Raw genomic sequence first — 24,720 nt, 5'->3', positions numbered from 1 at the left:
GGCACGCCCTTCGGAGCGAAGCCGCCGTTGCCGACTTCGAGATACATCAGCCGCAGTGGTACGTGCATGAGGTGGCCCACGATTCACTCGAACCTGGCGACGTCCTTCGCGCTGCCGGACGGGGCAGTCCCTGACCGACCGCATGGCAGGTTGTCGAGATCGACGGTCGGCCAGCGACAGGTAGACCGCCGAGGCGCGCTTCGAAGAAAGGTGGCGGGAGAGCCCGCCAGGCTGTCCCAAGCGGTGGGCGGTAACCGCACCGACGGGTCGAGGAACCGTTGCCGCACGCCCTGGAGATGCGAGAGGCCCCGGAAGATTCCGGGGCCTCTCACCTATGTGCACTCGGCAGGATTCGAACCTGCAACCTTCTGATCCGTAGTCAGATGCTCTATCCGTTAAGCTACGAGTGCTTGTTCTGTTCTTGTCGCCGTTTCCTGCCCTTCCGGGCCCTTCGCGGCGACAGGAAGAACATTACATGACTGCCGCTGACATGTGAAATCCGTTAGCTGTACCCCTTGTGACCTGCGGAAACGGTGTCCGGGCGGGGCTAGGGCATGAGTACCTGTTCGAAGGTGTAGCCGCCCTGCGGGGTCGGTCGGATCTCGGCGTTGACGGTGGCGGAGCCGTCGTCGCCGGCCGCCTGGTGGATGGCGACGTCCAGGTCCACACCGCGTTGTGGCCGAGAGTCGCCTGGCCGTCCTGGGACTGGGCGTCACCCGTGCCACCGAAGGGCCGGTGGTGGAGGTCGAGGAAGCCGATGTAGGGGGGTCTCGGGCTTCTCGTAGAGCTTGTTGGGAAGTTGGGGATGGGCCAGCGCGGTGTAGAGCACTGCCGACATTCGCGATGACGAAACCGCGGAGGTCCGCTCCCCGGCCTGCGAAGAAGATCGCGTCCGGTTTCTTGTAGCGGACCTGCTGGGCGCCCGTGGAGAAGGCGTTGCTGGTGCCGTAGCCATTCGGCGTGGTCGCGGGACTCCGGCAGCGGCGACCGCTCGGGCAGCGTCTTGAGGACGGCGCCCGCGTGGTGGAGCACCTCCTCGCGGTTCCAAAGTCCCGCAGCCAGCCGGCGGGCAGACCCCGCAGGTGGACCAGTCGAAAAGCCGTTTCATCGGGCCAGCTGCCGGTGCGGTGGTCCAGTACGGCGGACCGCGTCCCCTGCTTGCGCCGGGCAGCGTCCCCGCGGATGCGGGCGGCGGCCATGACAAGCAGCGGATCGGCGTGGTCCCGGCGGCCCTGCACTCCAACAGCCCCGCACTCCAGCAGCAGCTTCAGCAGCCGGTCCCCCGCCTCGCAGTGGGTGGTACGACGTCTTCGGCCCCCTCTGTCGGTGTAGGCGGCGCGTCGCAGATCGGCGAGGAAGGCCCGCGTCAGCAGTGCCTCCGCCTCTGGCCCCCGTGTCCGAGGGAGCCCAGCAGGGAGCTCTCCGCATGGCACGCTCCACCCGGCATGCGCATACATCGCGTAACGGTACGTAACTGTCGCGAAAACGACTCAGGGAGTCCGTGCCGTCGGCATGGACTCCCTGAGTGAGATGGCGGAGGCGGAGGGATTTGAACCCTCGATGGGCTTTAAGGCCCAAACCGCATTAGCAGTGCGGCGCCATAGACCGGACTAGGCGACGCCTCCAGCACAACCTCCCGCGCCAGCGCGAGTGGTGCGTGCAGATGATGACACAGTCGAGCGTGCTGTCACCAATCGGCCTCCACGGTACTAGGCAGCCCGCCCGCAGAGCAAAGCCCTTAATGCCCTTTCGCAACCTCCGGGGGCGCCTCGCGTTGGTCAGGTCATGTCCCCCATGAACCGCAGCGGCCTCCCGCTCGCCCGCCTTCTCGCCGCCGGCGCGGCCACGGCGGCCGCCGTCGCGTCCTGCGCCCTGCCCGCCGTCGCGCACGCCGAGAGCGCGTCCCGGACCCTCGTTCCCCCGCCCTCCCGCGACGAGGACCGCCCCGACCACCTCACCGTCACCGTTCGGGACGCGGGCGCCGGCCGGGACGGCACGTACCACCTGTCCTGCCACCCCGGCAGCGGCGACCACCCGGACGTGGCCGGTGCCTGCGCGGCCCTCGACCGCGGGACCCACTGGGGCCGGGAGACCTTCGCACCGGTCCCCGACGGCAGCATGTGCACCATGCAGTACGGTGGCCCCGCCACCGCCCATGTGACCGGGACCTGGGCCGGGCGGCCCGTGGACGCCTCGTACAGCCGTGGCGACGGGTGCGAGATCGCGCGCTGGGACCGGATGGTGCCGTTGCTGCCCGATCTGCGTCCGCAAGGGCGGTCGTAGCCTCCGAAAGGAGAGACGGTCGGTCATTTCAGTCCCGAAGCACGGTTGCCTCGTCCGGGAGGACCGTCGCGCCGTCCCGGAGGGCCGTCGCGTCGATGAATGTGCTCACACGCTTTCCATGGCGGAAACCCGGGGTCCGTAAAGTCGCGCAGGCCAGGGGAGGCGGTCACACGTTCTACTTCACTTCGTCGTGCGACCTCCCTCTCATCCGGCGTCGTCGGCGCAACCCGTGGCTTTAGACTCCCTCGCGTGACACGTCGCGGGCAGGTTGGCAAGATGGCCCGAGCGGTCGGCAAGGTGCGGTAACAGGGAGGAAGCGTCTCGTGAGCAGCAGGCCATCCCGAGGCGCTGCTCGCCTCGCAGCCATACTGGACGCGCTGCCCGACGCGTTGGTGCTGGTCAACGCCAACGGGACCGTCGTCAACGCCAACACCATCGCGCTCGAGGCCTTCGAGGCACCCGGGACCGCGCTGGTCGGGCGCGGGCTGCTCGATCTGCTGCCCCAGTTCGACTCCAAGCTCATTCCCGGGTCCATGCGGCGGCCCGACCACATGGACCCGCGCGGGCGGACCAAGCCGACCCGGATGGTCGCCCGCCGCACCGACGGCACCGAGTTCCCGGTCGAGGTCACCAGCGCCAACCTGGAGAACGGCCAGCAGGCGTACGACGGTTACGGCTACAGCGGCGACGAGCTGCTGATGCTCGTCGTGCGCGATCTGACCGGGACCGTGGACACCGAGGCCGAGCTGGCGCGCTCGCAGCGGCAGACCGAGATGATCCTGCGGGCCGCGGCCGAGGGCGTGGTCGGCACCGACACCGACGGACGGATCGTCCTGGTCAACCCGGCCGCCGCCCAGATACTGGGCTACCGGGCCAGCGACCTCGGCGGCAAGGAACTGCACACCCTCGTCCTGCACTCGCGCGCGGACGGCTCCCCCTTCCCGTACGACGAGTCGCCGCTCGCCGACACCCTGCGCTCCGGGCGCAAGCACCGGGTGCGCGGGCAGGTGCTCTTCGCCAAGAACGGCGACCGGGTCTCGGTCGACCTGACGACCGCGCCGGTGCGCGACGGCGACCAGCTCGTCGGCGCCGTGATGACCTTCACCGACCGGCGGCCCTACGACGCCCTCGCCGACGAGAAGGCCGCGCAGGAGAAACGGCACGCCGAGGAGCTGGACCGGCTCGAGGAGGAACACGCCTCCGAGCTGACCGCGCTGCGCCAGAAGCACATCACCGAGCTCGAGGAACTGCAGGAGCGGCACGACGAGGAACTCGCTGCCGGCGAGGAGCGGTACGCGGCTCTCGGCGAGCGCGAGAAGGACCGGTACGAGGCTCTCGCCGGGCGGCACGAGCAGTTGCTGACGCTGCTGGCGCGGTCCCTGCGCGGGCCCCTCGACGAACTGCGCCGCGAGCTGGCGGCGCTGGCCGCCGACGACGCGGGACAGCTGTGGCCCGAGGCCAACCAGGTGCTGCACCATCTGTCCGCCGGCTACTCGCGGATCACCACCCTGATCGACAACGTCCTCGGCTACCAGCGGCTCGACGCCGGGGCCGAGCAGATCACCCGTACCAAGGTCATGCTCGACGCCGTGGTCGCCGCCGGTGTGGACGGAGCCGTGGAACTCATCGGGCCCGGTCGGGTGCAGTTCGCCGTGCACGCGCCGCCCATCGAGGCCGAGGTCGACCCACAGCGCCTCGCCGGCGCGCTCGCGCATCTGGTCGCGGACGTCGCCGGCGTCGACGCGACCGGCAACGCGCCCGTGTCCGCGGGCGGTTACATGGACAACACGGTCGTCGTCGCGGCGGCGCAGCGCGGCGAGGTCGTCCGTATCGAGGTGCGCGGGCCGTACGCCGGGGGAGACCCGGTGCACGAGCCCATCGTGCGCGGGATCGTGCGCGCCCACGGCGGTGTGCTGCAGACCCATGAAGTGCCGGGGATGAGTGGCAGCGCGTACGTCCTGGAGGTGCCCATCGGCGGCGGCGCCGGAGCCGTACCGGCCGCGGCCCCCGCCGAGCTCCCGGCCGCCGAGGACACCTCCGGTGGCCGGCGCCGGGCCCGGCGCTCCTCCGTCGACGCGTTCCTGGACGGCGAGGGCTCGGAGGACCCCGGCGACGCCGAATCCGGTACGGCGGCGGAGGCGGAGCCGGGCACACCGACGGGCCGGCGCCGCAGGCGTGCCGTGGAGGAGTCTGCGGCAGCGGCGGCCGCCACGGGTGCCGGAGCTCCCGGGGGCGCGGTCGAGGTGGCCGGCGGTACCGGGCGCCGGCGCGGGCGGTCGGCCGAGGGCGCCGGTGCCGAGGGTGGCGGTGCCGGGGTCTCCGAGGGTGCTGTGGTCACGGCTGCCGAGCATGCCGCGGGGACCGCTGCCGTCGGGAGCGGGTTGGGCGGGACGGTACCGCCCCAGGGCGTACCCGCACCGTCGGGACGGCGCGCCCGGCGTGACGGGGGCGAACAGCACGCGTTGCCCGCGGCGCTGCCGCCGGCCGGGTCATCGGCGGGGCAGGCCGGGGCCGGGGACGGACAGGCCGTCCCGGCGGACCAGGCAGCCGAGGGGGGCCAGCCGACCGGGCGCCGGCGCCGCGCGCTGGCCGCCGCGAACGAGCGTGCGGCGGCCCAGGAGGCGGGACCTCGCGCGGTGTTCGCCCTGCCTCCGGCGGAGGCGGACCGGGCGCCGGGGGGTGCTTCGGGTGCCAGTGCCGGTGTCGGTGCGGGTGTGGAGGCGGGCGCGGGCTCGGTGAGTGCGGGTGTCTCGGGTGCGGAGGGCACTGCGGGTTCGGTGGGCGCTACGGGTGGGCAGGGGCTCACGCCGGTGCAGCCGCAGGGGGCGGTACAGGTGCCGGGTCCCGGGCAAGTGCCCGGTGCTGGACAAGTGACGGCTCCGGGGCAGACGCCGGGTGCGGGACTGGTCCAGGTTCCCGGGCAGATGCCCGTTGTCGGGCAGGCCCCGGGGGTTGGACAGCCGCCGCTTCCCGGGCAGACACCGGGTGCCGGGCTGGTGCAGGTGCCGGGGCAGATGCCGGGTGCCGGACAGGTGCCGGGGGTTGGACAGCCGCCGCTTCCCGGGCCCATGCAAGTAGGTGCGCAACCGCAGGTTCCCGGCGCGGCGCAGGGTGCCGGCCAGGTGCCGGTTCCCGGGCAGGTCCAAGGCGCGGGCGTTGGGCAGGCGCAGGTTCCCGGGCAGGTTCCGGGTGTTGCGCAGCCGCTTCCGGGGCAACCGCAAGTCGTCGGTCAGGCGCAGGTGGGCTGGCAGGCCGCAGTCGCCGGGCAGCCGCAGGTTCCTGGACAGCCGCAGGCCCTCGCGCAGCCCCAGGTTCCTGGACAGCCGCAGGCCCTCGCGCAGCCGCAGATCGCCGTACCGGCGCAGGTGCCCGGGCAGGGTGGGTCTGATGGCGTCGGGGACGCGGTCGGCGAGGACGGACGGCACGATGCCGTTCCGCATGACCAGTCCGGGGACCACACCCCGCCCCAGCCGCACCCCACCAGCGCGCCGACCGGCCGTCGTCGCCGTGCCGTGGCCCAACCGGCGGGTACGGCCGCGCAGGACGCCGCCGGTCAGCCGGTCGCGCAGGGTCAGCAGGCCGCGGTGACCGTTCCGGCGCAGGGCTCGCTCCCTGCGGGCGTACAACTCGCCCCGGGTCAGCCGGTCCCGGCCCAGGTTTCCCCCGGTCAGTCCGTCCCCGTACAGGCCCAGGCACCCGGTGTTCCCGTGCAGAACGCCACCGGGCAGGTCGCGCTGCCCGCTCAGCAGGCCCAGCCGGTTCAGCCGGTTCAGCCAGTGCAGCCGGGCGCGGCTCAGCCGGTGCCCGGGGCGGGCATGCAGCCGGTTCCGGGACAGCCGCTTGCCGCGCCGGGTGCGCAGGCTGTGCCTGGGGCGCCCGGGGTACCGGCGGCTCCCGGACAGGCCCTGCCCGCGGAGGCCGGTGCCGGCGTGCCGGTCGGCGGCGCCACCGGTGCCGTACCCCCGCAGGCCGTGCCGCAGCCCGGTGCCCCGTTGCCGCCCGAGGCGCAGGCCGTGGCCGCCGATCCGGCTGTCGATCCCAACTCGACGCAGGGGCGGGCGATCAGTGTGCGGACGCTGGGGCAGGGTGTGCCGTTCACGCGTCAGGCGGCGCAGGTGCAGCAGCCGACGGCGACCCCCGCGCCGCACAACCCGGGCGGTTCGGGGCGGCGGCGGAAGCTGGGCACGCGCACCGGGGCGGGGGCGGCGCCGGAGCAGGCGGCCCGGCCGCATCCGGGCGGCGAGCAGACGCCCGCGCAGGTCCCCCAGCCGTCCCTGGCCGGCCAGTCACGGCTGGCGCAGGCCACCGAGGGCAGCGGACGGTCGTACGCCATAGGCGCGCCGGACGAGAACGCCGCCGAGGGGCCCGAGCCGCTGGACGGTCCTGGCGGTGCCGTGGAGATCGCGGACACCCCGCGGCCCGTCCCGCTGGACGACGAACTGCCCCCGGAGCCCCTGGACAACCCGCGGCGGCTGCTGGTGTGGCCCGCCCCGGACGTGACGACCCAGCAGGCGCTCAGCGACCGCGGGTATCGCCCGGTCATCGTGCACTCGCGCGAGGAGGTCGACGCGCAGATCGCCGCGTTCCCGGCAGCGCTGTTCGTGGACCCGCTGACCGGGCCGATCACCCGGACCGCGCTGCAGTCGCTGCGGGAGGCCGCCGTCACCGCCCAGGTGCCGGTGATGGTGACCGCGGGACTGGGGCAGGCGACGCGCGAGGCGGCGTACGGCGCCGACCCCGCCGTACTGCTGAAGGCGCTGGCGCCGCGGGACAGCGAGCAGCATCCGCCGCGGGTGCTGCTGATCGAGGAACACGCGGAGATCGCGCTGGCGTTGACCGCGACGCTGGAGCGACGCGGGATGCAGGTGGCGCGGGCCGCCAGCGACGCGGACGCCGTGACCCTGGCGGGGCAGCTGCGGCCGAACCTGGTCGTGATGGACCTGATGCAGGTGCACCGGCGGCAGGCCGGGATCATCGACTGGCTGCGCGCGAACGGACAGCTCAACCGCACCCCGCTCGTCGTCTACACCGCCGCCGTCGACCAGGCGGACCTGCCGCGGCTGGCGTCCGGCGAGACGGTACTGTTCCTGGCGGAACGGTCGACGAGTGCCGAGGTGCAGTCGCGGATCGTCGACCTGCTGGCGCGGATCGGCACCAATTGACCACCGCACTCACCACCCGCATTCACCACCGCCACTGACCACCCGCACTGCCGACTGACGCGGACACGGCCGCGCCAGTCGGTGCCGGGGGTACCGGGGATGCCGGGGTTCGTCAGAGCTGGGTGACGTCCAGGTCGCCGTCGGCGTACCGCCTGCGCAGGACCTTCTTGTCGAACTTGCCCACGCTGGTCTTCGGCACCGCCTCGATGATCGTCCAGCGCTCCGGGAGCTGCCACTTGGCGATGTGGCCCTCATCGGCGAGGAAGGCGCGCAGGGACGCGAAGTCGGCGGTGGCGCCCTCCTTGAGGACGACCGTGGCCAGCGGACGCTCGCCCCACTTCTCGTCGGGGACGGCGACGACGGCCGCTTCGGCCACCTCCGGGTGGGACATCAGGGCGTTCTCGAGGTCGACGGAGGAGATCCACTCGCCGCCGGACTTGATGACGTCCTTGGCACGGTCGGTGAGGGTGAGGAAGCCCTCGGGGGAGATCGTGCCGACGTCGCCGGTCTTCAGCCAGCCGTCCTCGCTGAACTTGTCGGCGGGGCGCAGCGGTTCGGCGTCCGGGCCGTTGTAGTAGGCGCCCGCGATCCAGGGGCCGCGGACCTCCAGCTCACCCGCCGACTCGCCGTCCCAGGGCAGGCGTTCGCCGCCGGGGCCGCTGAGCCGCGCCTCGACACCTGCCGGGAAACGGCCCTGCGTCAGCCGGTACCCGAACTCCTCGTCCGTGCCCACCACATGGGCCGGCGGGCGGGCGATCGTGCCGAGCGGGGAGGTCTCCGTCATGCCCCAGGCGTGACAGACCCGCATACCGAGCTCGTCGAAGGCCTCCATGAGGGAGGGCGGACAGGCGGAACCGCCGATGGTGACCTGGGTGAGGGAGGAGACGTCCCGCGGCTTGGCGTTCAGCTCCGCCAGCAGGCCCTGCCAGATGGTGGGGACGGCGGCCGCGTGGGTGGGGCGCTGGGTCTCGATCATCTCGGCGAGCGGGCCGGGCTGCAGGAAGCGGTCCGGCATCAGCAGGTTGACGCCGGTCATGAAGGTGGCGTGCGGCAGGCCCCAGGCGTTGACGTGGAACTGCGGCACCACGACCAGCGAGGTGTCCTGGTCCGTCAGCCCCATCGACTGGGCCATGTTGACCTGCATGGAGTGCAGGTAGATCGAACGGTGGCTGTACACCACGCCCTTGGGGTCGCCCGTCGTGCCCGACGTGTAGCACATGGCCGCGGCCTGGCGCTCGTCCAGCTCCGGCCAGTCGTACGTCGTCGGCCGGCCCGCGATCAGCTCCTCGTACTCGTGCACCCGCGCCCGGGCACCCTCGAGCACCGAACGGTCACCGGGACCGGAGACCACGATGTGCTCCACCGTCGGCAGCTTCGGCAGCAGCGGGGCGAGCAGCGGCAGCAGCGAACCGTTGACGATCACAACCTTGTCGGCCGCGTGGTTGACGATCCACACCAACTGCTCGGCCGGCAGCCGCAGGTTGAGCGTGTGCAGCACCGCGCCCATGGAGGGGATCGCGAAGTAGGCCTCGACGTGCTCCGCGTTGTTCCACATCAGCGTCGCGACCCGGTCGTCGCCCTGGACGCCGAGTTCGTCCCGCAGGGCGTTCGCCAGCTGCACCGCGCGGGTGCCCGCCTCGGCGAAGCTGCGTCGATGCGGCTCGGACTCGCCGGTCCAGGTGATGATCTGCGACCGTCCGTGCACCAGCGTCCCGTGCGTCAGGATGCGGGCAACGGTCAGCGGTACGTCCTGCATCGTGCTCAGCACGGTGTCCTCCCGGGGCGACATTGCCTACGCGGCGGTAACGTATGCGCTGATTCTGCGCACATACCGAGCGGTATGTCACTAGGTGCCGGTGATCGATCGCGTCACTGCGGTCCCCAATAGCCTCCAGGTCGGCGCATTAACGCACAAGCCCCAGCTCAGGGTCCTCGCGAAGTTTCCCGAGCGCACGGGAGACCGCCGATTTCACCGTGCCCACCGACACGCCGAGCACCTCGGCCGTCTGCACCTCACTGAGGTCCTCGTAGTACCTGAGGACGACCATCGCCCGCTGCCGGTCGGGCAGCTTCATGATCGCCCGCCACATCGCGTCGTGCAGCGCCTGCTGCTCGGCCGGGTCCTCCCCGCCGGGCGCCGGCTCGGGCTCCGGCATCTCCTCGCACACGAACTCGTCGACCTTGCGCTTGCGCCACTGCGACGTCCGCGTGTTCAGCAGCGCCCGGCGCACATAGCCGTCCAGCGCGCGGTGGTCCTCGATCCGCTCCCAGGCGACGTAGGTCTTGGTGAGCGCGGTCTGCAGCAGGTCCTCCGCGTCGCTCGGGTTCGCGGTCAGCGACCGGGCGGTACGCAGCAGCACCGACTGCCGGGCCCTCATGTACGAGGCGAACGACGGGTACGACAGGGTCTGCGTCGCCGGGGCGGCGGCGGTCGAAGCGCTCGTGCAGACGGGTGTGGTCATGGACTCCACGCTAGGAGCGAGGGCGCCTCCGGCTCATCGGCCGCAGGTCCCGAAGCCGAGTCCCCCTCAGGTTGTAGGGGTGGGGTTGACTGCACCTCCTGAAGGTGGACGAGGGGGTGACACGTACTGCGGGATTACCCCTGGGGGAGCACCCCGGGCTCCTGCCGTCGCTCCGTCCGGGCGGCCTCGGTGGCGAGATCGAGCGAGGTCAGCAGGCCGCCGTCGGCCCAGGCCCCAGGTCAGCCGTCCGCTGCCAGGACCAGGCCCGAGGTGGGCACCCCGGTGCCCGCCGTGACCAGGACCCGCTCCGCGCCCGGTATTCGGTTCACCGCCGTCCCGCGCACCTGTCTCACCCCTTCGGCGATCCCGTTCATCCCATGGAGGTACACCTCTCCGAGCTGTCCGCCGTGCGTGTTGACCGGCAGCTTCTCCCCGGCCATGAAGTCGGCCCCCTCCCCCTTGCCGCAGAACCCGAACTCCTCCAGCTGCATCAGCACGAACGGTGTGAAGTGGTCGTACAGGATCGCCACGTCCACATCGGCCGGCGTGAGCCCGGAGGTCCGCCACAGCTGGCGGGCCACCACGCCCATCTCCGGCAGGCCGGTGAGGTCGTCACGGTAGAAACTCGTCATCTGCTCCTGGCCGCGCCCGGCGCCCTGGGCGGCCGCCGCGACGACCGCGGGCGGGTTGGGCAGATCGCGGGCGCGCTCGACGGACGTCACGACGATCGCCTGGCCGCCGTCCGTCTCCTGACAGCAGTCGAGGAGTCTGAGCGGTTCGACGATCCAGCGGGAGGCCGCGTGGTCGGCGAGGGTGATCGGCCGGCCGTGGAAGTAGGCCGCCGGGTTCGTCGCCGCGTACTTCCGGTCGACCACCGCCACATGCCCGAAGGCCTCCGGGGTCAGCCCGTACGTGTGCAGATAGCGCTGCGCCGCCATCGCCACCCAGGAGGCCGGGGTGAGCAGTCCGAACGGCAGGGACCAGCCGAGCGCGGTGCCCTCCGCGGACGGCTCCCGGTGCTGCACGCCCGAGCCGAAGCGGCGGCCGGAGCGCTCGTTGAAGGCCCGGTAGCAGACGACGACCTCGGCGACACCGGTGGCGATCGCCAGCGCCGCCTGCTGGACGGTGGCGCAGGCCGCGCCGCCGCCGTAGTGGATGCGCGAGAAGAAGGACAGCTCGCCGATCCCGGCCGCCTGCGCCACGGTGATCTCCGGGCTGGTGTCCATCGTGAACGTCACCATCCCGTCCACGTCGCCCGGCGTCAGCCCCGCGTCGTCCAGCGCCGCCCGCACCGCCTCCACGGCGAGCCGCAGCTCACTGCGTCCCGAGTCCTTGGAGAACTCGGTGGCCCCGATCCCGACGACGGCCGCCCGCCCACCAAGGCCGTCCCGGCCGCGGACACTCATCGGGCACCGCCTGAGGGGGCGACGGTGACGGTGGGCACGGGGGCGTCGGAGCCCACGGGGGGATCGGTGGGCACGGGGGCATCGGTGGGCGCGCCCGCATCGGTACCCACGGCGGCGTTGGTGGGCGCGGCGGTGTCGGTGGGCGCGGCGGTGTCGGTGGGCGCGGTGATCGCGTCGGCCGAGGGGACCGTGACCGTCACCGTGCCGGTTACGTGTCTGCCGATGCCGTTCGACCCGACCACCCGGACCGTCGCCGTGTCGCCGTCGACCTCTTCGACCGTGCCCGTCAACACCATGGTGTCACCGGGGTAGTTGGGCGCCCCCAGTCGTATGGCGACCTTGCGTAGGTGGGCCGTGGGTCCGAAATGGTCGGTGATGTAGCGGCCCACCAGGCCGTTCGTCGTCAGAATGTTCATGAAGATGTCCGGGGAGCCCTTCTGCCGGGCCAACTCGGCGTCGTGGTGCACGTCCTGGTAGTCGCGGGAGGCGATGGCGCCGGCCACGATCAGGGTGCGGGTGATCGAGACCTCCAGCGGCGGAAGCTTCTCACCGGCCCTCATACGGTCTCCTCCTCTCGGGCGCGGAACACGGGCAGCACCAACTCGTCGTCGTACGACTGGAATTCGAGATGGACGGGCAGTCCTATCCGCACCTTGTCGTAGGGCACGCCGATGACGTTGCTGATCAGGCGGACGCCCTCGGTGAGCTCTATCAGGGCCACGGCGTACGGGGGGTCGAAGGCCAGGAAGGGCGGGTGGTGCATGACGACGTAGGAATAGACCGTGCCCTCGCCGCTCGCCTCCACGGTGTCCCAGTCCGGGCCACCGCAGGCGTTGCAGCCCGGCAGCCAGGGGAAGCGGAGGGTGCCGCAGGCCGTGCAGCGCTGGATGAGGAGGCGGTGGCGCTCCACGCCCTCCCAGAAACCGGCGTTGTCGCGGTTGACGACCGGGCGGGGACGGCGGGCGGGTGGCTGAGTCCCGCTTCTGGCCGGCTGCTTCTCCTTGTTCTCCGATTCCTTACGCCTCCTGCCCGCGGGGGCGTACTTGAGGATCCGGAAGCGGTGAGTGCCGACCAGGTCGCGGGCAGCGCCGGCCCGTACCTCCGTGCGTGTGGTGACGAAGTACCCCGTCCCCAGCTTGGTCGTCTTGCGGTCGGAGACCGACTCGATCACGGAGTCGAAGCTGACCTCGTCGCCGGGCCGCAGGGGCCTGACGTACTCCTGCTCGCAGTCCGTGGCGACGACCGAGGTGCAGCCCGCCTCATCGAGGAGGCCGAGCAGCTCGTCGTACGCCTGCGAGCGGCCCGTGTGCCCGGAGAGGCCTCCCATGGTCCAGGCCTGGAGCATGGTGGGCGGGGCGATGGCGTCCGGGCCCTCGTACGCGGGGTTGGTGTCGCCCATCGCCTCGCACCAGTGCCGGATCATGGGCAGGTTGACCGGGTCCTTGCCCGCACCGGAGACGGCGGCGGCCCGTCCCTCATATGCCTTCAGCCGTGCGACCAGCTCGTCCTCGCTCACCATCGCCCCCTCGTCCCGCGCCGCATCGCATTGACACTTCTGGTACACCGCAGCCGCCGGTCGGGTTCCACGACCCCGGCGAGAGTTTTCTGACTGTCCGTCAGATCTGGTGGGCTGTCAAGGTCGTCTCCATGCGCCGCGAAGGTCGTTCCCGATGCGCCGCGAAGGGTCGCCCCTATGCGCCGCGAGGGTCGCCCCCGATCCGCTGTGAGGGTCGTCTCCGATGCGCGGTGACAGGCGTCCCCCACGGCATACATACGTCTGCGCGGCGGCACCGAAGTACCACCGCGCAGACGTATCCCCCCACCCCCCGGGCACCCGACTCCGCGAGTCAGGGCCGTCGGCTCACCACAGGTGGCTGAAGTGGACGGCGACGTTCTCGTTTCCCTGCTGGATGGCGGTGAACGCGGAGCCGTTGACCTGCGCGGTGTTGCTCTGGTTCGAGGCACCGGAACCGACCGCGTTCTGCTGCGTGGTGGACGAGTTGCCGTTGTTGTTGTGTCCGACGCCGCTGCCGACGACGCTCGCGACACCCGCGTTCGATCCGTCGTCCGCGAAGGCGCCGTTGTCCGCCGCCGCGACGCCGGCGAACAGGGCGGCTGCCAGCGGGAGGGCGGAGACGGCGGCGACGACGCGGGCAGTACGGATGCTTGCCATGTTTCTTCCTCCAGAACCCGGCCTCCTGGCCGGTAGTGCGTCAAGTGATGCTGTTACCAAGGCAGTTGGCCAACCGCCTCAGTGCTGTGCACGACGTCGCGAGACCAGGGTTGCCCACCGAATCCCCGGCGAACCACCCCGGAAGCCGCGATTCCCACTCAAGTGCTACGACAAGTCGATAAACCCCTTTCGCCACTTTCCGCACCCGGCTCGGGTCGGAGCGGGCACCCGGCCTTCAAGCGACAGAAGGGATGAAGCGTTCCGGCAGTTTTCCGGCCAAATCTCTCCGGACGGGCGCGTCGCATTCGAAGACCCTTCCCTTTTTCGAACGTACGTACGAACATAGAGGCATGGCCACCACCGACCGGCAGGCCACGACGCTGGCCCTCGCACACGCCCTGTCAGCCGCCGAGCGCGGACTGGCCGTCATCCCCCTGTCCCGGACGAAACTCCCGGCCCTGCGCTCCCCTCACCGCGACGACCCCGAACCGCGCCCCTGCCACGGCGAGTGCGGACGCCTCGGCCACGGCGTGTACGACGCCTCGACCGACCCCGTCCGCATCCGCGAACTGTTCGCCGCGGCCCCCTGGGCCACCGGCTACGGCATCGCCTGCGGCCTGCCGCCCCACCACCTGATCGGCGTCGACCTCGACACCAAGACCGGCACGGACTCCTCGACAGCGCTGCGTGAACTCGCCTTACGCCACCTGTTCACCATCCCGGACACGGTGGTCGTGCTCACCCCCAGCGGCGGCCGCCATCTGTGGCTCACCGGCCCGCCGGACGCGGCCGTCCCCAACTCCGCCGGCCGCCTGGCCCCGGGCATCGACATCCGCGGCGCCGGCGGCTACCTCGTCGGGCCGGGCTCCCGCACCGACCACGGCACCTATACGACGGCCCCCGGCACCGCCCACCTCGCCCCGGCCGCCTGCCCACCGGCCCTGCTGCGCCTGCTGCTCCCGCCGCCACGGCCCGTCCACCCGGCGACGCATCCCTCGGCGGGACACCACGGGCAGGGGCTGGTCCAGTTCGTCCTCGCCGCGCACGAGGGGCAGCGCAACACCCGGCTGTTCTGGGCGGCCTGCCGGGCCTACGAGAACGGAATCGGCCCCGCCCTCGTCGCCCCCTTGGTCGACGCCGCGCTCAACACCGGCCTGACCGAACGCGAGGCACGGGCGACGATCGCGTCGGCGGCACGCATGACAGGGCACCGGCCGTGAGGCCACCGGCAACAAAAGCAAAGGAAGTCCATGCACGACCGCCCTAGAGTGCGGTTCATGTCGCTGACCCGCGTGATCCTCACCTCCGGCCGCTCCGTCGAGCTCACCGAGCTTCGGCTGTCGTCGACGTACGGCGGGATGCTGGAGGGCTATCCCTGCAGGCTGGTCAACGACATGAAGATCAAGGGCCTGCTCCACACCGCCGAGCGCGTCTTCCCCACCACCCCGGTCCATCTCGTCCCGCCCGCGCGGGAGTACCCCGACCAGTACTCCGGCGCGTTCGGCCCGGTCGAGGTGCTACCCCCGGTCGCCTGCGTCGGTTCCCTGCACTCCGCGCCTCTCGACCCCGCCCACGATCCGGTCCTGTACCGCTCCTCCCTCACGGTCATCTGGTTCCAGCCGACCCCGGACGTTCCGCACGAATGCGACGCGGAGGCGGGTCTGCGGGAGGTGGACTGGGCGGGACTGGCACGGGACTTCGAGCTCTAGCCGAGGCGGTGCGGCGACCGCGCGAGTACGGCCTTATCCAGCATCGCGAAGGCCCGATCCAGCATCCCCAGCGCCTAGTCCAGCATCCCCAGGGCCGTGTCCGGCTGGCACTGCGGGCAGGGCTTGATCCCGTCGGCGAGGGCGCGCCGTGCCTGGTCGCGGCTGATGCCCTGGCTGCGCTTGCCCGCGTTCCAGCAGTCCCCCGCGTGCACGTACAGCGGTGCGGCGTGCCGGTTCAGCCCCACCTCGATGAGCCACTCCGGCGCGGGCGGACGGGCCTGGATGCCGCGCTGACGCTCGGCCTCGCGGCGTTCCTCGTCGAGGATCCACCGGCGGGTGCGGGCGAGGTCCCGTTCCTGCACGCGCTCGAGGAAGCGGAGCAGTGCGAGTCTCGACGGGACCGGATCGTTCACACGTTCGATTCTAAGATCGTGGCGCCGACCTGCAATCCCCGGGAGGGCATCCCACCCGCCGCATGATCCGGCCGACTCGACCCGCCTCGGCCCGACGCCCATTCGGCCGGAGGAGGTGTCCATGCGAGCCGCCGGACGAGGGATGGGGACGGCTCCTGCAGGGCGGTGCGCCCGGCAGGTCCCGGGCCCTCGTCTTCCGATAATCTCCCCGCGCCAGGGTTGCCTCGCCCGAAGTCGTGTGGGGCCCGACTATGCGGCGCGACCGTGTGACTACGCAGCTCACACCGCTCACGGACTGGAGAACACCATGCCCGGATGGGCCGTTATGCGAGCCCTCGGTCTGTCGGAGCTTTCCCATTACACCGTCTACCGTGAACTCGAGGGGACCGAAGCCGAAGCCCTGGCCGGGATGCTGCGCATCATCGACGCCTTTGGACAAGCTGCCACCGCAGCAGGGCGTCGGCGCCAGAGGAGGCAGGTCTTCCGCGTCTCCGAACGCAGCTACTTCGTGCGCGTCGAGAAGGGCTGGTCCACCCCCCAGGAGGCGCACTTCATCCTCGCCGAACTCGTAGCGGACACCCACGACGACGACCTTCCCGACACCGTCGCCGACCTGACGGCGAAGCCGTGAATCCAGCCGCACGTTGGCCACACGCGCTGGTCAGGGGTGGGATACCGGCGAGCCAGGGTGAGACGAGGGCATGCAGAAGGGGTGCCGCTCCGGAGAGAGGCACCCCTTCTGATCCTGACCCGCAGGCTTCTGACCTGCGAAGCGGTGGGTGTGGGATTTGAACCCACGGTGACATCGCTGCCACGACGGTTTTCAAGACCGTTCCCTTAGGCCGCTCGGGCAACCCACCCCGCGCCGTCCAGGAGATCGAACGGCGCGGGGACCAGGGTAACGGGTCCGCACGCGCGCGTGGGTCGGTTGTTGATCGACCGGGGAGGTACGCGCGCGTGAGGTCGGTGGGGTCAGCTGTCGCCGACGCGGGAGCCGAGGGTCAGGTCCACGGTGTGGGACTTGCCGTCGCGCTCGTAGGTGATCGTGACCTTGTCGCCCGGCTTGTGGGTCCAGATCTCGCCGATCAGCGTCGGACCGGAGTCGATCACCATGTCGTCGAGCTTGGTGATGACGTCCCCGGGCTTGAGACCGGCCTTGTCGGCGGGACCGCCCGACTCCACCGCGGAGGCGCCCCCGGCACCCTGCTGGGTGATCTTGGCGCCGTTGCTGGAGTCCTCCAGGGAGACGGACGCGCCGATCTTGGCGTAGACCGGCTTGCCGGTCTTGATCAGCTGCTGGGCCACGTACTTGGCCTGGTTGATCGGGATGGCGAAGCCCAGACCGATGGAGCCGGACTGGCTGGTGCCGCCGAGGCCCCCGCTGCCGGTGGACTGGATCGCCGAGTTGATGCCGATCACGTTGCCCTGGGCGTCGAGGAGCGGGCCTCCCGAGTTGCCCGGGTTGATCGAGGCGTCCGTCTGCAGGGCGCTCATGTAGGAGGCGTTGGTGCCCTGTCCGTCGCTGGAGGCCACCGGACGGTTCTTGGCGCTGATGATGCCGGTCGTCACCGTGTTCGACAGGCCGAAGGGGGCGCCGATGGCGATCGTGGAGTCGCCGACCGCGACCTTGTCCGAGTCGCCCAGGGTGAGCGGCTTGAGGTCCGACGGGGGGTTCTTCAGCTTGATGACGGCGACGTCGTAGCCCTGCGCGTGTCCGACCACCTCTGCGTCGTACTTCTTGCCGTTCGGGAAGGTGGCCGTCAGCTTGCCGCCGTCGAGGGCGTCGGCGACGACGTGGTTGTTGGTGACGATGTGGCCTTGGGTGTCGAAGACGAACCCTGTGCCGGTGCCGCCCTCGCCGTTGGTGGACTCGGCCTCGATGGTGACCGTGCTGGGCAAAGCCCGGGCGGCCACGCCCGCGACCGTGCCGGCGTCGCGCTTGACGGCGCCGCCGCTGGTGGAGGAGGAGACCGTCGTGGAGCCGCTGTTGTCGTCGTTGTTCTTGGCCAGCGTGTAGCCGAGACCGCCGCCCAGACCGCCGGCGACCAGCGCGGCCACCAGGATCGCGGCGACCAGGCCGCCACGGCCGGACTTCGGGGACCGCGGCTGCGGCTGGTAGGAGGAGCCCCAGCCGGAGTTCGAGCCGCCGGAGCCGTCGGCGTACGAGGGGGTCGCGGGCGGCGGGGGCGGCCAGGAGGCGTCGGGGGCCGAGCCGCCGGAGCCGCCGTGGTTCTGGGGGTTGTGCGGTTCCGTCGACGCGTACGCGGGCGCGTGCCCTGCGTACGGCAGGTCCTGCCCCTGCGGGCCGGGAGCGCCCTGCGGAGCCGGCGGGAGCGGGCTGGTCGGCGCGCCCCCCTCGGGGGCCGCGGGTGCCGAGGGAGCGGGAGCGTCCACCGGCACGGGGGGTGCAGACGGGGCCGGGGGTACCGCGGTGCCCTCGTTCTCGGTGCTCACAGCTTCTCTCCTCGATCCACGGCTGTTCTTCTCGGTCGCACTCGGTCACGCCCGTTCACGTTCCTCGACGGTCCGGCGCGCTGCAGCTGTGCATGTCCTTTTGTATGCCGTCAGCTTTTCCCATGAGCCGTCAGGGCACCATAAGCGGTGCCTGTGGGTCCGGGGCCATTCCTTATATAGGTCATGACTCGCAAAAAGGATGCATTCTCTGCCTCTTCGACGCCACGACTACCCCCTGGCGGTGGCACCATGACGCGGTGACCCACGTACGGCAGCACACGATCCAAGTCGTCGCCCACCGCGGAGCCTCCGAGGAGGCCCCGGAGCACACCCTCGCCGCCTACAAGAAGGCGATCGAGGACGGCGCGGACGCCCTCGAATGCGATGTACGCCTGACGGCGGACGGCCACCTCGTCTGCGTCCACGACCGTCGCGTCAACCGTACGTCCAACGGCCGGGGCGCGGTGTCGGCGCTGGAGCTCGCCGATCTGGCCGCCCTGGACTTCGGCTCCCGCAAGGCGCGCGAGTTCTGGCGGACGCGCGACGAGGAGCCCGACTGGGAGTACCTGCCCGAGGGGCGCGAGCACACCGCCGTACTGACGCTGGAGCGGCTGCTGGAGCTGGTCGCGGACGCCGGGCGGCGCGTGGAACTGGCCATCGAGACCAAGCACCCCACGCGCTGGGCGGGGCAGGTGGAGGAGCGGCTGTTGGTGCTGCTGAAACGGTTCGGGTTGGACGCGCCCGCGTCGGCCGCGGAGTCCCCGGTCCGCGTGATGAGTTTCTCGGCGCGATCGCTGCATCGCGTGCGGGCCGCCGCGCCGAACCTGCCGACGGTCTATCTGCTGCAGTTCGTCTCGCCGCGACTGCGGGACGGGCGGCTGCCGGCCGGTGTCCGGATCGCCGGCCCCTCGATCCGGATCGTGCGCAACCAACCGGGGTACATCGAGCGCCTGAAGCGGGCCGGCCACCAGGTGCACGTGTGGACCGTCAACGAGCCCGAGGACGTGGACCTCTGCCTGGAGCTGGGGATCGACGCCATCATCACCAACCGCCCGCGCGCGGTGCTGCGCCAGCTCGGCCGTTGATGGTGTGCCACTGGTAAAGACCTGTGAAGAACTCTTGACCCTTCGCCCCCTTTAACGCCATTCTCCCACTCCGGCGACCGTCGAAATCAGGCCACTCGGCTACAGGGAGTGCTCCGGCGCGCTCGATCCGTATTCGATCGTTGCGAATGCGTCACCGGGCTCGTGCCGGCCGGTTTCCGGTACAGGCCAATGGGGCATCCACACCGTGGCGTGGGGCGAAGGAGGTCTCGGGGGTGGCGTTGGTGGTGGCACAGGAGGTGCCCACGTCGTCGAGCATGGCCGTACCCCATGGCCCTGCGGGCGTGGGCGAGGCGAGACACCGTATGCGTGCGCAACTGCGCAGGGGCGGTGTGTCGGAAGCGGTCATCGACGACGCCGTACTGATTCTTTCCGAACTCTTGAGCAACGCGTGCAAACACGGCCGGCCGCTGGGCGACGCCCTGGCCGGTGACGGTGACGTCCGCGCGGCCTGGCGGGTCGACGTGAGCGGCAGGCTCACGGTGGAGGTGACGGACGGCGGCGGGCCCACCCGCCCTGCTCCGGCCACGCCCTCGGTCACCGCGCACGGCGGCCGCGGGCTGAACATCATCACCGCTCTGGCCGACGACTGGGGCGTGCGGGACGACGCCCGCGGCGAGGTCACAGTGTGGGTGGTCGTCCACGAGGACGTTCACGACCCGGACGCCGGACGCCGACGCGACGACTTCGCCACGCGGGTCACAGCACCGACGGTGTCACGGATCCCCGGAATGCCCGGCCTGGAGTTCGCGGACGCGTTCGACGACCTGGACTGAGACGCCGCTTCCGGGACAGGCCGGAGCGCTGTCCACGCCGGCGCGTCATCCACCGCCCGCGCGTCATCCACAGGTCGGCACGAGCGTCGCCGGTTGTCCACAGGCTCCCGTCGCTCATGGCGTGAACGGCTAGGCTCCCGACGTACGAGACGAGCCGTAACCGGGAGACACCCACGATGGCCAAGAAGCGCCCCCAGACGAAGGCCAAGCCCCAGATCGCCGATGGAGAGATCCCGGTCGTCGGCGCGCGCGAGCCCTGCCCCTGCGGCAGCGGCCGCCGCTACAAGGCCTGTCACGGCCGGGCCGCCCAGCACGCGGTGACCGAGCTGGTGCACCGTCCCTTCGAGGGACTGCCCGGTGAGTGCGACTGGGTGGCGCTGCGCGAGCTGGTACCGGCGGCCACGGTCGAGCTGGCACTGAAGGACGGCCTTCCCGAGGGCGTTCCGTCGGTCACGCTCGCCACGGTGCTGCCGATGGCCTGGCCGGCGCTGCGCCGCGACGACGGCTCGGTGCTGATCGGCCTGCAGAACGACACGGCGTCGGGCGACATCAGCCGCGACCTCGCCGACACGCTCCGGCGCGCGCTCGCGGCCGAGCCGGGCACCCCGGTCGAGGGCCGGCGGGCGCCCTCCGACGGTCCGCGGCTGCAGGAGCTGCTCGATCCCGAAGGCGCGTTCGAGCCAGTTGTGCACAGCGGTTTCGAGTTCTGGGTCCCCGATCCGGAGAACGCCACCCCGGACGTGACCGCCTCGCTGGAGCGGGCCAACGCCGCGGCCATCCCGACCGTGAAGCTGACCGGGGTGGACGCCGCGTACTGGTGCGAGACGCCGGAGAAGAACCACCTGCGCTGGGTCATGCCGCACGAGGAGGAGCGGCTTCTGGACGCTCTCGCGCGGCTGCACGCGGCGGGCCGGTCGAACCTCGGTGACGGAACCCGCCTCGTGGGTTCCTTCCGCGCTCACGGGCTCACCGTGCCGGTCTGGGACCTGCCGAGTTCGGTCACCGCCGAGGACATCGAGAAGCCGGCCGCGGAGTTCGCCGAGCGGCTCGCCGGTGCCTTGGCCTCGGACGCGCCGCTGACCGCCGACGAGCGCCGCGCGCGCGGCGGCCTCACCAACCGGCAGGTCACGCTCAGTTGACAGGCGTTGACGAAATCGGACGGGGCTGAACGGCGGATCAGCCCCGCCGGGTCACGGGCGATCGGCCACCGCGCGCACAAGTCCCGCCAGGGGCAAGGCAGATGGGTGACCGGAAAGCCCGGATCGAATTTGCGAACCGCCGATCTCTTGTTACCGTTCGAGTAGCCCGGTTGCTGGTGCATCCCCCGTCGCCAGCAACCGGGTCTTTTTCATGCCGCGCTTCCTTTACGGAATGCCGTCGCTCGTCAACTTCCCGCGGTGTCCCCGGAGTTGCTCCCGGACCGCAGCAGCAGCCGCCCGCTCCCGGCGCGCTCCGCGAACTCCGACACGGCCGTGTAGCCGTCCAGCGAGCCCCGGGTGCGCTCCCGCGGCGTCTCACAGGTCCCCGGCTCGTCCCCGCCGTCCACGGCGCAGTTCGTCTGCACGGTCCGGCTGCCGGGGCCCATGAGGCTCAGGACGGAGTCCAGGGCCCGGCCGGTGGCGTTGCGGTAGTAGGTGCGCGCCCAGGTGTCCTGGCCCTGCGTGAGCACACAGGTCTGCGCCTCGACGCCCTCGGGGGAGGTGAGCTGGGGACCGCAGCGGGCCGCGGTGGCCAGGCCCAGGCCGAGCAGGAAGGGGGAGCGGCTGGGCTCGGCGGCGGGCAGTTTGGGGTCGTCGTGGGTCAGGGTGCGTACGACGGCACCGCCCTGGTCGCCCACCGGGCCCGCGGACGCCACGGCCAGCGGCAGCGCGACCGCGCACACCACGACGGCGGTGAGGGCGAGCAGACGGGTTCGGGGGTCCGTGGGGTGCCCACCAGAATGACGCGGCATAGAGCGGAAGATAACGACCACGCGCGCGTGTGCCGTCCCACGCGCGCTCGACACCCCTACAACTCGGGCGCGCTGACACCCGTACGAGTGAGGACCTCCACCGCCGCGTCCACCACGGGCTCGACGTCCGGGACCCAGGGGGAGGCGGAACCGGGCAGCGGCGCGCGCTCCCAGCGGATCTCGCCCTCACCGGTCTCGGACGGCGGCAGCGCGAGGTAGCCGCCCTCGCCGTGGAAGCGCAGGGAGCCGGGGACGAAGTCCTTGGCGTAGAGCAGTTCGCCCAGCTGCTCCAGGGAGTACGGCTTCACCAGGATCGCCCAGCGGCCTGCCGAGGCCACGACCGGGCCCAGGCGCAGGCCCATGCGGTCCAGGGCGTTGAGGGTGTGCGCGGCGGCCAGGGCCGGCAGGCTCACCGCACAGGGCGCTGAGCCGCCGGTGGCCAGGACGATCGGCGCCGCGGGCCGGTTGGTCCACCACCAGCGCACCATCCGGGCGTCGGTGGTGGCGGCGAGGAGACCGGGGTCGAAGGGATGCGCGCCGGGCACCGTGCACTCGGGGTCGGGGCAGGCGCAGCGGGAACGTCCCTGCGGATCCGCCGCCACACCCGGGAGTACGGGCCACTGCCATTCCGTCGCGAAGGTCAGGGCCGCGCTGATCAACTCAGGCCTTCCGTCACTGCGCTGGGACAGGAGCCTGCGTCGCCTTCCGAGGATCTCGCGCATGAGCGCTCGTTCCTTTCCGTTGCACCGCTGGCAACACCGTGGGCCACATCACACCATGTGTCGATCACTTCACTGTGCGTACCTGTTGGCGCATCACACCCCTGCTGGAGGCAAGGGGAACCCCTATGGGTAGAACGTGGGCTGCTTCCGTGGCAGCCTCGCCACCCATACTGCGTCAGTCAAAAGCATGGGCATGGCGGGGGGTGGCGAAGTCTGGCGTTTTGCCGTCCCGCGTATTTCTCTTCGCCTCCGCCACGGGAGGATGGGGCACGGTCGTCGGTGGATAGGACGCCCGGGTCGGTCACCAGGTTCCGGGTGGCTGTCAACCGCCCCTGGTCTTCTCCGAGTACGTACCCATCACGACCGCTGTGACGCTCCGTGGAGCAAGGCCAGTCGACCGCAATACCCCGTTACCCGAGGCAGTTTTAGGCCAACTTTGCTTTATGGCAGGCGAGGCACTCGCTTACCACGGACACCAGGAATCCCAGCAGGACAATGCTGGACATCCCCTTACGAGTGCGTGTACATGTGGAGACACTGCTAGCGGCGCAGAATGACATGGGGGTTTGCGATGCTTTTGAGCAGTACGCACCGGTCGGAAAGCCGGACGCCATGAACGCCCCTCACCCTCCGAAAGTGGCTGGAATCGATTCAACGGTTCCCGCGCCCGCACACACTGTCGCGCCCGCGCCCGTCGCCCCGGGAACCACCCCGGTCCCCCCGCCGAACGCCCCGGGAGCACTGCTCCAGGACCGCCTCGCCGGCTGGGTCTCGGACCTCACGACCCTCCATGAACTGACCGAACGGCTGGTCCGCACGGACGCACTCGCGGACGCCCTGACCGAACTGCTGCGCGCCGGAGCCGCCCTGGTGGGCGCCCGGCGCGGTCTCGTCGTACTGGAGCCCGCCGACGGACTCGGCCCGGCCACGACGATCGGCCTGGGCCTCGGCCGGGCCGACCTCGGTCACATCGAGACCGTGCCGCGCAGCGCGATGCCGTACGGCCGCATCCTGGACGGACTGCCGGGCGCGGACGGCGAGATCGCCGAACCCGACCTGCTCTCCGAGGACGGCCTCGATCCCCGCCACCGCGAGGTGGCCGCCCGGCTCGGCTACGCCGCGAGCTACTCCCTCCCCCTGTCCGCCGAGGCCACGGGCCGCCTGGGCGCCGCCGTGTGGCTGTACGACGAGCCCGCCGAGCCGGTCGAGCGCCAGCGCCACCTCGTCGGCCTGTACGCGCGCTACGCCGGTGAGCATCTGGGCCGGCTGGTCGAAGTGGAGCGCACGCGCGCGTGCATGGCGACGATGACCGAGGAGCTGCTGCCGTCCCGGCTCCCCCGCGTCGCCGGCGTCCAGCTCGCCTCCCGGCACCGCACCGGCCCGCGGGGCGGCGGCGACTGGTACGACGCGCTGCCGCTGCCGGACGCCGCCCTCGGCCTCGCGGTCGGCTCGGTGACCGGTTCCGGGCCGAGCGCCGTCGCCGCGATGGGCCGGCTGCGGGCCTCCCTGCGCGCGTACGCCGTGATGGAGGGCGAGGACCCGGTGGCCGTCCTGTCGGACCTGGAGCTGCTGCTGCGCCTCACCGAGCCCGCCCGCTCCGCGACCGCACTGTTCGCCTACTGCGAACCCGCGTTGCGCAAGATCACCCTGGCCGGCGCCGGACACTGCCCCCCGCTGCTGGTCGGCGAGCGGCGCACCGAGTACATGGAGACGTCGGTGTCCGCGCCGCTGGGCATGCTCGCCTGCTGGGAGGCGCCCAGCGTGGAACTCGAGGCCCAGCCCGGCGAGACGGTGCTGCTCTACACCGACGGCCTGCTGCACCGCACCGGGGACCCCACCGACCGCGCCTTCGCCCGGCTGCACGCTGCGGCGGCCGGTGTGCCGAGGGCGCTGCGGCACGACCCCGACGCGATCGCCGACCACGTGCTGCGCACCGTGCTGCCGGAGGGGCTGGACGCGGCGGACGGCGAGGAGGACGTCGTCCTGCTGGCGGCACGCTTCGAGTGAGCCGGAGGTGAGTTCTTCCGTACGCGCGCCGCTTCCCTCGGTAACAGGCCTTTCGTCCCTGGGCCCCCTTCCGTACGACCGTACGATGGAGGGGGTCCA

General features: G+C 71.5%; 18 protein-coding genes, 3 tRNA genes and 1 pseudogene. 9 read left to right on the top strand and 13 right to left on the bottom strand.

Annotation, left to right across the window (positions count from 1 at the left end; genetic code table 11):
• Window positions 1–337 precede the first annotated feature (337 nt).
• Both ACWCQ1_RS08850 and ACWCQ1_RS08845 read right to left on the bottom strand, forming a co-directional pair.
• Window positions 338–410 (bottom strand) — tRNA-Arg (locus ACWCQ1_RS08850).
• Between the two features lie 1,121 nt (window positions 411–1,531).
• Window positions 1,532–1,625: transfer RNA gene (locus ACWCQ1_RS08845), tRNA-Ser, on the bottom strand.
• A gap of 160 nt (window positions 1,626–1,785) precedes the next feature.
• On the opposite strand from ACWCQ1_RS08845, the gene ACWCQ1_RS08840 reads away from it, so the two are divergent.
• Both ACWCQ1_RS08840 and ACWCQ1_RS08835 read left to right on the top strand, forming a co-directional pair.
• A complete protein-coding gene (locus ACWCQ1_RS08840; protein ID WP_451026128.1) occupies window positions 1,786–2,283 on the top strand; it encodes an SSI family serine proteinase inhibitor in 498 nt (165 codons plus the stop codon).
• Between the two features lie 323 nt (window positions 2,284–2,606).
• Entirely contained in the window at window positions 2,607–7,445 is a 4,839-nt protein-coding gene (locus tag ACWCQ1_RS08835) for a PAS domain-containing protein (protein ID WP_451026127.1), read from the top strand.
• A 112-nt stretch (window positions 7,446–7,557) separates the two neighbouring features.
• Here ACWCQ1_RS08835 and ACWCQ1_RS08830 read toward each other — a convergent pair whose 3' ends face one another.
• The 6 genes and pseudogenes from ACWCQ1_RS08830 to ACWCQ1_RS08805 form a co-directional block, all read right to left on the bottom strand.
• Entirely contained in the window at window positions 7,558–9,234 is a 1,677-nt protein-coding gene (locus tag ACWCQ1_RS08830; RefSeq protein ID WP_207930059.1) for a long-chain fatty acid--CoA ligase, read from the bottom strand.
• A 115-nt stretch (window positions 9,235–9,349) separates the two neighbouring features.
• A complete protein-coding gene (locus tag ACWCQ1_RS08825; protein ID WP_133049763.1) occupies window positions 9,350–9,907 on the bottom strand; it encodes a SigE family RNA polymerase sigma factor in 558 nt (185 codons plus the stop codon).
• A gap of 239 nt (window positions 9,908–10,146) precedes the next feature.
• Entirely contained in the window at window positions 10,147–11,313 is a 1,167-nt protein-coding gene (locus tag ACWCQ1_RS08820; RefSeq protein WP_451026126.1) for a lipid-transfer protein, read from the bottom strand.
• Window positions 11,314–11,483: 170 nt separating this feature from the next.
• Window positions 11,484–11,873, bottom strand: a pseudogene (locus tag ACWCQ1_RS08815) (MaoC/PaaZ C-terminal domain-containing protein); the annotation flags it as partial.
• The gene (locus tag ACWCQ1_RS08810; protein ID WP_358605667.1) at window positions 11,870–12,832 is read right to left on the bottom strand and encodes a bifunctional MaoC family dehydratase N-terminal/OB-fold nucleic acid binding domain-containing protein; all 963 of its coding nucleotides are present in this window, start codon (window positions 12,830–12,832) and stop codon (window positions 11,870–11,872) included. The pseudogene ACWCQ1_RS08815 and the gene ACWCQ1_RS08810, both read right to left, overlap by 4 nt.
• A gap of 342 nt (window positions 12,833–13,174) precedes the next feature.
• Window positions 13,175–13,486 carry a hypothetical protein gene (locus tag ACWCQ1_RS08805; RefSeq protein WP_451026125.1) on the bottom strand — a complete coding sequence of 104 codons (312 nt, stop codon included), beginning with the start codon at window positions 13,484–13,486 and terminating at the stop codon, window positions 13,175–13,177.
• Window positions 13,487–13,836: 350 nt separating this feature from the next.
• Here ACWCQ1_RS08805 and ACWCQ1_RS08800 point away from each other — a divergent pair, with 350 nt between their 5' ends.
• Together ACWCQ1_RS08800 and ACWCQ1_RS08795 are read left to right on the top strand one after the other, a co-directional pair.
• The gene (locus ACWCQ1_RS08800) at window positions 13,837–14,706 is read left to right on the top strand and encodes a bifunctional DNA primase/polymerase (protein WP_451026124.1); all 870 of its coding nucleotides are present in this window, start codon (window positions 13,837–13,839) and stop codon (window positions 14,704–14,706) included.
• 57 nt (window positions 14,707–14,763) lie between these two features.
• The gene (locus ACWCQ1_RS08795) at window positions 14,764–15,195 is read left to right on the top strand and encodes a hypothetical protein (RefSeq protein ID WP_165955205.1); all 432 of its coding nucleotides are present in this window, start codon (window positions 14,764–14,766) and stop codon (window positions 15,193–15,195) included.
• Between the two features lie 74 nt (window positions 15,196–15,269).
• On the opposite strand, the gene ACWCQ1_RS08790 is transcribed toward ACWCQ1_RS08795, so the two are convergent.
• Window positions 15,270–15,608, bottom strand: coding sequence for a DUF6233 domain-containing protein (locus ACWCQ1_RS08790; RefSeq protein WP_133049769.1), 339 nt, complete (start codon window positions 15,606–15,608; stop codon window positions 15,270–15,272).
• Window positions 15,609–15,915: 307 nt separating this feature from the next.
• Between ACWCQ1_RS08790 and ACWCQ1_RS08785 the strand changes: the two genes are divergently transcribed.
• A complete protein-coding gene (locus ACWCQ1_RS08785; RefSeq protein ID WP_358605675.1) occupies window positions 15,916–16,239 on the top strand; it encodes a hypothetical protein in 324 nt (107 codons plus the stop codon).
• Between the two features lie 142 nt (window positions 16,240–16,381).
• Here the strand turns inward: ACWCQ1_RS08785 and ACWCQ1_RS08780 are convergent.
• Window positions 16,382–16,468, bottom strand: a tRNA-Ser gene (locus tag ACWCQ1_RS08780).
• 112 nt (window positions 16,469–16,580) lie between these two features.
• The gene (locus ACWCQ1_RS08775) at window positions 16,581–18,062 is read right to left on the bottom strand and encodes a S1C family serine protease (RefSeq protein WP_358600434.1); all 1,482 of its coding nucleotides are present in this window, start codon (window positions 18,060–18,062) and stop codon (window positions 16,581–16,583) included.
• Between the two features lie 257 nt (window positions 18,063–18,319).
• Between ACWCQ1_RS08775 and ACWCQ1_RS08770 the strand changes: the two genes are divergently transcribed.
• The 3 genes from ACWCQ1_RS08770 (at window position 18,320) to ACWCQ1_RS08760 (ending at window position 21,080) form a co-directional block, all read left to right on the top strand.
• Window positions 18,320–19,147 (top strand): glycerophosphodiester phosphodiesterase, encoded by an 828-nt coding sequence (locus ACWCQ1_RS08770; RefSeq protein WP_133049771.1) that lies wholly within the window; start codon window positions 18,320–18,322, stop codon window positions 19,145–19,147.
• A gap of 146 nt (window positions 19,148–19,293) precedes the next feature.
• Window positions 19,294–19,941: an ATP-binding protein gene (locus tag ACWCQ1_RS08765; protein WP_133049772.1), complete on the top strand. Its 648-nt coding sequence runs from the start codon at window positions 19,294–19,296 to the stop codon at window positions 19,939–19,941.
• Window positions 19,942–20,117: 176 nt separating this feature from the next.
• Window positions 20,118–21,080, top strand: coding sequence for a DUF5926 family protein (locus ACWCQ1_RS08760; protein ID WP_451026123.1), 963 nt, complete (start codon window positions 20,118–20,120; stop codon window positions 21,078–21,080).
• Between the two features lie 245 nt (window positions 21,081–21,325).
• On the opposite strand, the gene ACWCQ1_RS08755 is transcribed toward ACWCQ1_RS08760, so the two are convergent.
• Complete coding sequence (locus ACWCQ1_RS08755; RefSeq protein ID WP_133048286.1) at window positions 21,326–21,892, bottom strand: hypothetical protein; 567 nt, start codon at window positions 21,890–21,892, stop codon at window positions 21,326–21,328.
• 56 nt (window positions 21,893–21,948) lie between these two features.
• Window positions 21,949–22,614, bottom strand: coding sequence for a bifunctional DNA primase/polymerase (locus ACWCQ1_RS08750; protein WP_358600442.1), 666 nt, complete (start codon window positions 22,612–22,614; stop codon window positions 21,949–21,951).
• A gap of 495 nt (window positions 22,615–23,109) precedes the next feature.
• Here ACWCQ1_RS08750 and ACWCQ1_RS08745 point away from each other — a divergent pair, with 495 nt between their 5' ends.
• Window positions 23,110–24,621, top strand: coding sequence for a PP2C family protein-serine/threonine phosphatase (locus tag ACWCQ1_RS08745; RefSeq protein WP_207929974.1), 1,512 nt, complete (start codon window positions 23,110–23,112; stop codon window positions 24,619–24,621).
• The last annotated feature ends 99 nt before the right edge of the window (window positions 24,622–24,720 follow it).

Source organism: Streptomyces sp. NPDC002144 (assembly GCF_053593695.1).
Note: the sequence above shows the minus strand (reverse complement) of the source record. Positions and strands in the feature narration are given on the sequence as shown.

Excerpts from the sequence above, each read along its gene's own strand:
- ACWCQ1_RS08755 (WP_133048286.1), bottom strand. The coding sequence starts at position 21,892 with ATGCCGCGTCATTCTGGTGGGCACCCCACGGACCCCCGAACCCGTCTG.
- ACWCQ1_RS08820 (WP_451026126.1), bottom strand. The coding sequence starts at position 11,313 with ATGAGTGTCCGCGGCCGGGACGGCCTTGGTGGGCGGGCGGCCGTCGTC.
- ACWCQ1_RS08840 (WP_451026128.1), top strand. The coding sequence starts at position 1,786 with ATGTCCCCCATGAACCGCAGCGGCCTCCCGCTCGCCCGCCTTCTCGCC.
- ACWCQ1_RS08800 (WP_451026124.1), top strand. The coding sequence starts at position 13,837 with ATGGCCACCACCGACCGGCAGGCCACGACGCTGGCCCTCGCACACGCC.
- ACWCQ1_RS08810 (WP_358605667.1), bottom strand. The coding sequence starts at position 12,832 with ATGGTGAGCGAGGACGAGCTGGTCGCACGGCTGAAGGCATATGAGGGA.
- ACWCQ1_RS08750 (WP_358600442.1), bottom strand. The coding sequence starts at position 22,614 with ATGCGCGAGATCCTCGGAAGGCGACGCAGGCTCCTGTCCCAGCGCAGT.
- ACWCQ1_RS08765 (WP_133049772.1), top strand. The coding sequence starts at position 19,294 with ATGCGTCACCGGGCTCGTGCCGGCCGGTTTCCGGTACAGGCCAATGGG.
- ACWCQ1_RS08805 (WP_451026125.1), bottom strand. The coding sequence starts at position 13,486 with ATGGCAAGCATCCGTACTGCCCGCGTCGTCGCCGCCGTCTCCGCCCTC.
- ACWCQ1_RS08785 (WP_358605675.1), top strand. The coding sequence starts at position 15,916 with ATGCCCGGATGGGCCGTTATGCGAGCCCTCGGTCTGTCGGAGCTTTCC.
- ACWCQ1_RS08830 (WP_207930059.1), bottom strand. The coding sequence starts at position 9,234 with ATGTCGCCCCGGGAGGACACCGTGCTGAGCACGATGCAGGACGTACCG.
- ACWCQ1_RS08795 (WP_165955205.1), top strand. The coding sequence starts at position 14,764 with ATGTCGCTGACCCGCGTGATCCTCACCTCCGGCCGCTCCGTCGAGCTC.
- ACWCQ1_RS08745 (WP_207929974.1), top strand. The coding sequence starts at position 23,110 with ATGCTGGACATCCCCTTACGAGTGCGTGTACATGTGGAGACACTGCTA.
- ACWCQ1_RS08760 (WP_451026123.1), top strand. The coding sequence starts at position 20,118 with ATGGCCAAGAAGCGCCCCCAGACGAAGGCCAAGCCCCAGATCGCCGAT.
- ACWCQ1_RS08825 (WP_133049763.1), bottom strand. The coding sequence starts at position 9,907 with ATGACCACACCCGTCTGCACGAGCGCTTCGACCGCCGCCGCCCCGGCG.